A 6,926-nucleotide genomic window follows, 5' to 3' on the forward strand; every position below is an offset into this window, starting at 1 on the left:
CTCTCGGCCCCGGAACATACACGTCCAAAGGGCCTGGGCCGCGAGTCGGGCATCCCCTCCGGCTCTCATTGCAGCCATTTGCACCAAGGAGTACAGGGCCACCCGAGCACAAAGACGGCGGGTGGGCGGCACACACAAAGTGCGCCGTCCACCCGCCCGTTGAGCCGTCAGCAGGCCCTCCACGGGGCCGCCGCCGGCTAGGAGGCAGCCACCGTCTCCGTCGACTTGGCGGTCTTTCCGGAGTTCTCAGGATTTCCGGAGTTGTCTTCGTCACCCACCGCGATACCGCGGCGCTTGGAGACGTAGACCGCGCCCACGATGACGGCGATCGCCAGCACCGACACCACGACCCGTACGCCGACGTTCTTGTCGTCGCCGTATGAGAACTTGACCACAGCGGGCGCGATCAGCAGGGCCACCAGGTTCATGACCTTCAGCAGCGGGTTGATGGCCGGGCCCGCGGTGTCCTTGAACGGGTCGCCCACCGTGTCGCCGATGACCGTCGCGGCGTGTGCCTCGCTGCCCTTGCCGCCGAAGTTGCCGTCCTCGACAAGCTTCTTGGCGTTGTCCCACGCACCACCGGAGTTCGACAGGAACACCGCCATCAGCGTGCCGGTGCCGATCGCCCCCGCCAGGAACGAGCCGAGCGCGCCGACCCCGAGCGAGAAACCGACCGCGATCGGGGTGAGCACCGCCAGCAGCCCCGGGGTCGCGAGCTCGCGCAGCGCGTCCTTGGTGCAGATGTCGACGACCCGCCCGTACTCCGGCTCCTCCGTGTAGTCCATGATCCCGGGGTGCTCGCGGAACTGCCGCCGCACCTCGTAGACCACCGCGCCCGCCGACCGCGACACCGCGTTGATCGCCAGCCCCGAGAACAGGAAGACGACCGAGGCGCCGAGGATCAGCCCCACCAGGTTGTTCGGCTGCGAGATGTCCAGACTCAGGCCCATCCCGCTCGCTGCGCTGCCGACTTCCTTCACGGCCGTGGCGATCGCGTCCCGGTACGAACCGAAGAGCGCGGCCGCCGCCAGCACCGCCGTCGCGATGGCGATGCCCTTGGTGATGGCCTTGGTGGTGTTGCCGACCGCGTCCAGGTCGGTGAGGACCTGCGCGCCGTCGCCGGTGACATCGCCGGACATCTCCGCGATGCCCTGCGCGTTGTCGGACACCGGCCCGAACGTGTCCATCGCCACGATCACGCCGACGGTGGTCAGCAGACCCGTACCGGCCAGCGCCACCGCGAACAGCGCCAGCATGATCGACGCACCGCCCAGCAGGAACGCCCCGTAGACGGCCAGACCGATCAGCACCGCCGAGTAGACCGCCGACTCCAGACCGATCGAGATACCGGAGAGGACCACGGTCGCCGGCCCGGTCAGGGACGTCTTCCCGATGTCCTGCACCGGCCGCCGGGTGGTCTCGGTGAAGTACCCGGTCAGCTGCTGGATCAGCGCCGCGAGCACGATGCCGATGGCGACCGCCACCAGCGCCAGGATCCGCGGATCACCGGCATGCGCCAGGATCTCCGGATCGGTGACGCCCGCCAGGCCCTTGTAGGTGGACGGCAGGTAGGTGAACACCGCGACGGCCACCAGGACCAGCGAGATGCCCGCGGAGATGAAGAAGCCGCGGTTGATCGCCGTCATGCCGCTGCGGTCGCTGCGCCGCGGCGCGACGACGAAGATGCCGACCATCGCCGTGAGCACACCGATCGCCGGCACCAGCAGCGGGAAGGCCAGCCCGGCGTCCCCGAAGGCCGCCATCCCCAGGATGAGCGCGGCGACCAGCGTCACCGCGTACGACTCGAACAGGTCGGCCGCCATACCGGCGCAGTCACCGACGTTGTCGCCCACGTTGTCCGCGATGGTCGCGGCGTTGCGCGGGTCGTCCTCGGGAATGCCCTGCTCGACCTTGCCGACGAGGTCGGCACCGACGTCCGCGGCCTTGGTGAAGATGCCGCCGCCGACCCTCATGAACATCGCGATCAGCGCGGCGCCGAGGCCGAAGCCCTCCAGCACCTTGGGCGCGTCGACCGCGTACACCAGGACCACGCAGGACGCGCCGAGCAGGCCGAGCCCCACCGTGAACATGCCGACGACGCCACCCGTACGGAAAGCGATCTTCATGGCCTTGTGCGAAACGGCCGTCAGATCCCTTTCCGCGGTGTCGCCCTCGGCCGGAGTGGCCTCCCGGGCGGCAGCCGCGACCCGCACATTGCTGCGCACCGCGAGCCACATGCCGATATAGCCGGTGGCCGCGGAGAATCCGGCGCCGATCAAGAAAAATGCGCTGCGTCCCGCGCGCTGCGTCCAGTTGTCCGCGGGCAGCAACATGAGCAGGAAGAAGACCACGACGGCGAATACGCCAAGTGTCCGCAACTGCCGTGCCAGGTAGGCATTCGCGCCTTCCTGCACCGCCCTTGCGATCTTCTTCATACTGTCGGTTCCCTCGCCGGCCGCCAGGACTTGACGCACCAGCACCGCCGCGACGGCCAGTGCCGCCAAGGCGACGACGGCGATCACCAGCACGATGCCACGGTTGCCCGTCGTCAGTGACGGTCCGGCCAGAAGAGAGGGGGTGTCCAGCAACTGAGGGGTGTAAGGCCCCGCCATTCGTCCTCCTTGACGTTTGGCACATGGGCGCGCGGAAGCACGCTCAGGCGTCCTGAGCAAGATGTGGACGGATTGTAGGGAGCCCCACCGGATCAAAACAGTACGCGTCAAAGGGAATTCGCCGGTGGCCGGGAAGATCAAAAGGATGGCGGCCGGATAATTCGCCCGGACGAAGGAAAGCGACGAATTCGCTGACCACGGCCTGATGATCTCGCTGTACTACTGATCGCCGCTGCTCAAAGACGTCGCACGACGACATGAGCCGCCAGTGGCCGCCGGGACAACCGGGACGATGGAGACCGGCCGCAACCGCCGAACGGGGTACGCCAGCCGGCCGCCGGCCCCCCGGGCGCCCTCGCGAGAACCACCGGAACGAGTCCGGATCGGAACACTCCGGAACCCCGCGGAACCCACCGGCACTCTTGGACCACCCGGGTGACGTACGACGCTCACCGCCGGGCCGGGCGAGCCCTCAGCGCAAAACGAAAGAGAGCACGACGGCAGCAAGACCGACGTGCTCACAGGACGGCAAGAAGGGAGGGCAACACGGGGACGGAGGGGAACCTGCGACGTCATCCGTACGGCTCAGCACGGCCCACCCTGACGGGCTACCGGCGGGCCGGACAGGCGGATTACGACAGGGCCGGAGCCGGAGCCGTGGGCCAGGTCATCCGGATCACGCCACCGCGCTCGCCGGACGTCACCTCGACGTCGTCGACCAGCCCGCTGATGACCGCGAGACCCATCTCGTCCTCGCCCTCACCCTCGCTGTCGCCATGCGAACCGGAGCCGGGGCCACCGGGCACCTCGTCGCCCACCTCGATCGAGAACTTCTTCTCGTCCTCGATCAGCAGGACCCACACCGGAGCCGCGATGTCATTGCTGACATGCAGCCCCACAGCGCGGCTGCACGCCTCACCGACGGCGAGTCGCACCTCGTCCAGGACGGCTTCGTCGACACCGGCCCGCCTCGCCACAGCAGCAGCGACCAGACGCGCGGTCCGGACGTGCTCGGGAAGAGCGCTGAAACGGAGTTCGACGGTGGCCATGCCATCCCCCTCGATATGCGGGCGTGCAACGCAGGGGGCCGGACCGCTACGTCCGGAACCCCCCACTACTTCCTCCCCGCGCCTGGGCGCGGGGCACCGCGAAACCGTCAGTCGGTAGCTGCGACGGCTTCGTCGACCGAGGTGTGAATCGGGAACACCTTGGTCAGACCGGTGATTCGGAAGATCTTGAGAATGCGCTCCTGGTTGCAGACCAGGCGCAGCGAGCCCTCATGGGCACGCACCCGCTTCAGTCCGCCGACCAGCACGCCGAGCCCAGTGGAGTCGAGGAAGTCGACACGTTCCATGTCCACCACAAGGTGGTAGCTTCCGTCGTTCACAAGCTCGACCAGCTGCTCCCGCAGCTTGGGCGCGGTGTATACATCAATCTCGCCACCGACCTCGACGACCGTACGGTCGCCAACGGTCCGGGTCGACAGGGACAGGTCCACGGATCCTCCAGCACCTTGCTATCGAGCGGTCGCCCCCCTGGGGCCTCCCCACCGAAGGTAGGGGCGGATCGGCAGCCGCGATGGCATTCAATCACTTACCGGCAGGCGTGCACGACGCCTTGCCTGCATTGTCCGTCACTCCGGTGACACACTCGGTGCCGATGGCCTCCAATCGACTCCCGCCGGACGCGGGCGCCAGCCCCTCCCCAGGCATGATTCTCGACCGTCTGACCCGGGGCGCGACCCGCGCTGCACGCATCACTCATACGGAGCACTTGCCCCCGAGGATCGGCAGCCATGCCGACTGGCCCGAACAGATCCGGCCGGAAGTGATCGCTGCCATCCATTCGGCCGGAATCGAGCGTCCCTGGGCTCACCAGGCACGCACATCCGAACACGCACTGCGTGGCGAGTCGGTCGTCGTGGCCACCGGCACCGCCTCGGGCAAGTCGCTGGCGTACCTCGCGCCGGTCCTCTCCACCCTCCTGGACGGCTCCGAGGCCCCCAACGGGCGGGGCGCCACAGCGCTGTATCTGGCGCCCACCAAAGCCCTGGCGGCCGATCAGCGACGCGCCGTACGCGACCTCGCCACCCCCCTCGGCACAGCCGTACGACCCGCGGTCTACGACGGCGACACCCCCGTCGAGGAACGCGAGTGGGTACGCCAGTACGCCAACTACGTCCTGACCAACCCCGACATGCTGCACCGCGGCATCCTGCCCGCCCACCCCCGCTGGTCCTCCTTCCTGCGCGCACTGCGCTACGTCGTCATCGACGAATGCCACTCCTACCGCGGCGTCTTCGGCTCGCACGTCGCGCAGGTCATCCGCCGGCTGCGCCGCGTCTGCGCCCGCTACGGCGCCGAACCGGTCTTCCTGCTCGCGTCCGCCACCGCCGCCGAACCGGCCATGGCGGCCACCCGGCTCACCGGCCTGCCCGTGGTGGAAATCACGGAGGACACCTCGCCGCGCGGCGAGGTGGTCTTCGCCCTCTGGGAACCGCCACTGACCGAACTGCACGGCGAACAGGGCGCCCCGGTCCGCCGCACCGCCACCGCGGAGACCGCCGAACTGCTCACCGACCTCGCCGTCCAGGGCGTACGCAGCGTCGCCTTCGTCCGCTCCCGGCGCGGCGCCGAACTCATCGCGCTGATCGCGCAGGAGCGGCTCGCGGAGGTCGACCGCTCGCTGCCGAAACGCATCGCCGCCTACCGCGGTGGCTATCTGCCCGAGGAACGCCGCGCCCTGGAACGCGCCCTGCACAGCGGCGAACTCCTCGGCCTGGCCGCCACCACCGCACTCGAACTCGGCGTGGACGTCTCCGGCCTCGACGCCGTACTCATCGCCGGCTACCCCGGCACCCGCGCCTCCCTCTGGCAGCAGGCCGGCCGGGCCGGCCGCTCCGGGCAGGGCGCCCTCGCCGTCCTCGTGGCCCGCGACGATCCGCTGGACACCTATCTCGTCCACCACCCCGAGGCCCTCTTCGACCAGCCCGTCGAATCCACCGTCCTGGACCCCGACAACCCCTACGTGCTGGCCCCGCACCTCTGCGCGGCCGCCGCCGAAATCCCGGTGACGGAGGCGGACTTCGACCTCTTCGGGCCCGCTACGGCCGGCCTGATGCCTCAGCTGGAGGCCGCCGGCCTGCTGCGCCGACGGGCCAGAGCCTGGCACTGGACGCGCCGCGAACGCGCCGCCGACCTCACCGACATCCGCGGCCAGGGCGGCTCGCCCGTACAGATCGTGGAGGACGGCACCGGGCGGCTGCTGGGCACCGTCGACGCCGGCGCCGCGCACACCACCGTCCACGACGGCGCGGTCCACCTCCACCAGGGCCGCACCTACCTCGTCAAACACCTCGACCTCGCGGACGACGTCGCCCTCGTCGAGCAGGCCAACCCGCCCTATTCGACGACCGCCCGCGACACCACCGCCATCTCCATCCTGGAAACCGACACCGAGATCCCCTGGGGCGACGCCCGGCTCTGCTTCGGATCCGTGGAGGTCACCAACCAGGTCGTCTCCTTCCTGCGCCGCAAACTCATCTCCGGCGAGGTCCTCGGCGAGACCAAACTGGACCTGCCGCCCCGTACGCTGCGCACCCGCGCCGTGTGGTGGACGGTCACCGAGGACCAACTCGACGCCGCCCGCGTCAATCCCGAGCAGCTCGGCGGCGCCCTGCACGCCGCCGAACACGCCTCCATCGGCATGCTGCCGCTCTTCGCCACCTGCGACCGCTGGGACATCGGCGGCGTCTCCGTCCCCCTCCACCCGGACACCCTCCTCCCGACCGTGTTCGTCTACGACGGCCACCCCGGCGGCGCGGGCTTCGCCGAACGCGCCTTCCACACCGCCGCCGAATGGCTTGCCGCCACCCGCAGCGCCATCGCCTCCTGCGAATGCGACGCCGGCTGCCCGTCCTGCATCCAGTCCCCCAAATGCGGCAACGGCAACGACCCCCTCCACAAACGCGGCGCGATCCGCCTCTTGGGAGAACTCCTCCGCGGAGCGGAGAAGGCGGCGGGCGAGGAGTGAGTGAGGACGGACGGGCGGGGCGAGCGGGGGTGTGAGGGCGGGCGGGGGTGGGCGAGGGTGTGAGGGCGGGCAGGGGTGGGCGAGGGTGGGAGCGCGGGCGGGAGTGAGCTGGGGTGGGGTGAGTGGGGGTGCGTGGGGTGTGGGGCGTGGGGGATGGGCGGGCGGGCGGCGGTCCTGCCGGCTTGGGGCCCCGCCCCCCCCCCCCCCCCCCCCCCCCCCCCCCCCCCCCCCCCCCCCCCCCGGCGCCCCCCCCCGCGGGGGGGGCCCCGCGCCCCCCCCCCC

At 70.2% G+C, this 6,926-nt stretch carries 4 protein-coding genes; 1 reads left to right on the plus strand and 3 read right to left on the minus strand.

Going from position 1 to position 6,926, the window contains the following annotated elements; genetic code table 11:
• Positions 1-197 precede the first annotated feature (197 nt).
• The 3 genes from ACIRQ7_RS32980 to bldG all read right to left on the minus strand — a co-directional run bounded on the left by ACIRQ7_RS32980 (position 198) and on the right by bldG (position 4,110).
• Entirely contained in the window at positions 198-2,612 is a 2,415-nt protein-coding gene (locus ACIRQ7_RS32980; protein ID WP_404266259.1) for a sodium-translocating pyrophosphatase, read from the minus strand.
• A gap of 632 nt (positions 2,613-3,244) precedes the next feature.
• The gene (locus ACIRQ7_RS32985) at positions 3,245-3,661 is read right to left on the minus strand and encodes an ATP-binding protein (protein ID WP_404266260.1); all 417 of its coding nucleotides are present in this window, start codon (positions 3,659-3,661) and stop codon (positions 3,245-3,247) included.
• Between the two features lie 107 nt (positions 3,662-3,768).
• Positions 3,769-4,110: an anti-sigma factor antagonist BldG gene (gene bldG, locus ACIRQ7_RS32990; protein WP_004571875.1), complete on the minus strand. Its 342-nt coding sequence runs from the start codon at positions 4,108-4,110 to the stop codon at positions 3,769-3,771.
• 80 nt (positions 4,111-4,190) lie between these two features.
• Between bldG and ACIRQ7_RS32995 the strand changes: the two genes are divergently transcribed.
• On the plus strand, positions 4,191-6,644 hold the full coding sequence (locus ACIRQ7_RS32995) for a DEAD/DEAH box helicase (RefSeq protein WP_404266261.1): 2,454 nt from the start codon (positions 4,191-4,193) through the stop codon (positions 6,642-6,644).
• Positions 6,645-6,926: the final 282 nt, after the last annotated feature.

This window comes from Streptomyces sp. NPDC101393, assembly GCF_044767385.1.
Lineage (GTDB): Bacteria > Actinomycetota > Actinomycetes > Streptomycetales > Streptomycetaceae > Streptomyces.